At 50.0% G+C, this 3,074-nt stretch carries 2 protein-coding genes; one reads left to right on the top strand and one right to left on the bottom strand.

The features are described from left to right. Nucleotides 1-68 precede the first annotated feature (68 nt). Complete coding sequence (gene cls, locus HMPREF3066_RS03540; protein ID WP_060975074.1) at nt 69-1,562, top strand: cardiolipin synthase; 1,494 nt, start codon at nt 69-71, stop codon at nt 1,560-1,562. Between the two features lie 104 nt (nt 1,563-1,666). On the opposite strand, the gene HMPREF3066_RS03535 is transcribed toward cls, so the two are convergent. Continuing rightward, on the bottom strand, nt 1,667-2,590 hold the full coding sequence (locus HMPREF3066_RS03535) for an RluA family pseudouridine synthase (RefSeq protein WP_060975073.1): 924 nt from the start codon (nt 2,588-2,590) through the stop codon (nt 1,667-1,669). Nucleotides 2,591-3,074 lie beyond the last annotated feature (484 nt).

Here is a 3,074-nt window from a genome sequence, read left to right as displayed (position 1 = left end):
TCGCCTTGTCCTGATTTAGTTAATCCACTATACATCCGCTCCCGCCATTCCTCTACCGCCTATCGAACATGACTTTTCTAAAAGACATCACCTGGACAGAAATCTTCATTTTCGCCCACACCTGCGCCGCGCTCGGCTGCGTCTTGCGCGTGTTGTACAAACAAAAAAACATTGGCTCCACGTTTGCCTGGCTGATTATCCTCTTCCTTTTCCCTGTCTTCGGCACCATTGCCTACCTGCTTATCGGCGAGCCGCGGCTCGGCACGGCGCGGGCAAAGCGTACGGACGAGATGAACCGTTTTTATCAAGGTTTCGTCGAAACTTACCTGTCTAACCTTTACCTTGATATCGGCGACAAAGTCAAATCCCGTTATCACGGCATCAGCAAAGTCGCTGCGAGCGGAACGGGACTTGGCGCGACGCGCAACAACGCCATGACGCTGCTGTCCACCACCGATGAAATCATCGACACCATACTTGCCGACATCCGCGCCGCCCGCCATTCCTGCATGCTCGCCTTCTACATCATCGAACCCGAAGGCAGGATAGAAGAACTGTTAAACGAACTCCTCGCCGCCGCCGACAGAGGTTTGGATTGCGCCATCCTAGCCGACGCAGTCGGCAGCAGCCGCTTTTTCGACAGCGGCTGGGTAGAAACCCTGCGCGAAGCCGGCGTAGAGGTCCACGCCTCCTTACCCGTCGGCGTCTGGCGCACCTTCTTCACCCGCACCGACCTGCGCAACCACCGCAAAATCCTCGTCATCGACAGCAAAATCGGCTACACCGGCAGCTTCAACCTCGTTGATCCCCGCTTCTTCAAAAAAGATTCCGGCGTCGGCGAATGGGTGGACGTCATGATGCGCTGCACCGGCCCACTGGTACTCGAACTCTCCGCCGTCTTCTTTGCCGACCTTGCCGTCGAAACCGACGAAAACCTCGAAAGCGTGCAGCAATATCTGACGCAGGCGCAAGAGCGCATTCCCGAAATCCTTCCCGAAAAAATGCAGCAGGGCGACATCGTCGCCCAAGTCATCCCCTCCGCGCCCGAACAAGGCAGCCACGTCATTTACGAAACCATCATCAGCGCGATTTACGCCGCCACCAAACAAATCACCATCACCACTCCCTATTTCGTCCCCGACGAACCCCTCCTGATGGCATTGACCATCGCCGCCAAACGCGGCGTCAAAGTTACCCTGATCCTGCCCGCCAAAGTCGATTCCCTCATGGTGCGCTACGCCTCCCGCGCCTACTACCCCATGTTGCTCGACGCAGGCGTCAAAATCGCCATGTTCGAAGGCGGACTGCTACACGCCAAAACCATGACCATAGACGAAGATTACGCCCTCTTCGGCACGGTCAACATGGACATGCGCAGCTTCTTCCTCAACCTCGAAATCAGCCTCGCCATCTACGACCGCGACATCACCAAACAAATCTGCAACCTCCAACGCGACTACCTCAAAAACAGCAGCTACATCACCGTCAAAGCATGGCAGCAACGCTCCAAATTCCGCGGGCTGATTGAAAATACCGTCCGCTTAGTCAGTCCGCTTTTGTAGCAGATGAAAATGGACTCGTACCGTCATTTTCCGCAGGAATTCCAATAATAAAGGTCGTTTGAAAACCAGTTTTCAGACGACCTTTATCAAATACAACTCTACCGCTAAAACTCAAAACCGCTTTCAAATATCCGTGCCTGTCCGCTGATAGGATCGGTAAACTCAATTCTTTTTGCCAAAAGTTTCAAAGGTTTCCCATAATCCTCATCACCCGCCGCAGACGGAACGGGATAAAGTGCATCGTTCATCAGCGGCATGCCCAGGCTCATCATATGCACGCGCAGTTGGTGTTTTTTTCCCGTATGCGGCGTAAGGCGGTAGAGGCTGAACGCGCCGCGGTTTTCGATAAGCTCGATCGTCGTATGCGCGTTCGGCTCACCTTCTACTTCAAGTGTCGTAAAAAATTTTTCTCCGCGCACCATGCGTGAAGAAACATTCAGCGGATAAGCCAAATCCGTCCGCGTAGGCGCGATTGCCTGATAAGTTTTACAGACGGTTTTATTTTGGAACATGGTTTGATAATCGCGGCGCGTGGCAGGATTGTGCGATAGCAGCATGACCCCTGCCGTATCCTTATCCAAGCGGTGAATCGGTGTAATGTCCGCTACATTCAAATGCTGCAATTGCGGCCGCAGGCGCAGCCGGGTCAGCAGCGTTTCACGCAAAAAACGCCCGCTGGGGATGACGGGCAGAAAATGCGGTTTATCAACCACGATAAGATGTTCATCGACAAACAGAATCTTCTCTTCAAACGGAATCCGCGGTTCGCTGTCCCTGCTGGTTTCACGGTAATAAAACATCGTCTCGCCCGCTTCAAACACCGTATGCTCGTTAAACGGCGTCCCGTCCGCACCTACCACAAAGCCGCTGTTCAGCCGCCTGCGCCAATTTTCTTCACCGACAAAAGGAAAGCGTGTGCAGAGAAAATGCAAAAGCGGCAGGCCGTAGAACTCTTTTTCATGCGGCAGCACCAAATAGCTGGGCTTTATACCGTTTAAAAGGGGGAGGGGGTTGGAGCGTTTTTTCATGCGGCGGATTGCTTATAAAAAAATTGTATAAAAATGATTGAATGGTTCTGTAATTGATAAATTCGACTGTCTAAACGGATTTAAGCTTTTGATTTAGCGTTTTATCATCATTTTTTAAAAAAAAATTTACAAAAATTGTTGACAATAAATATTTGATAAATTAATTTTTTAAAAAATATGATGAGAAACCGAGGAAGGCATGAAAAATATTTTCATCCCAATTTTTCCTTTGTGCCGTCTGTTGCTTTAGCTGAATTTTCTTTACTGATAGGGAAAGGGTTAAATTATAAGCTGCTGTCATTTATGTAAATAGTGAAAGTTGGCATTCGGAATTATCTTCTGCTATCTACATCCAGACAGACCCAGCAAGTTTATTTTCATTTCAACTGAACTTCAAGAAAATAATCGGAATAAGAATATGGGCTTGAGTATGGTAGGCATACCTTATGATATAAGAGCGTGTTCATAGTCTTCGTAGCAGGAC

Origin of the sequence: Neisseria sp. HMSC03D10 (assembly GCF_001807625.1) — a bacterium.
GTDB classification, from domain to species: Bacteria; Pseudomonadota; Gammaproteobacteria; order Burkholderiales; family Neisseriaceae; genus Neisseria; species Neisseria mucosa.
The sequence above is the reverse complement of the archived record's forward strand: the minus strand, read 5'-3'. Positions and strand labels throughout refer to the sequence as shown.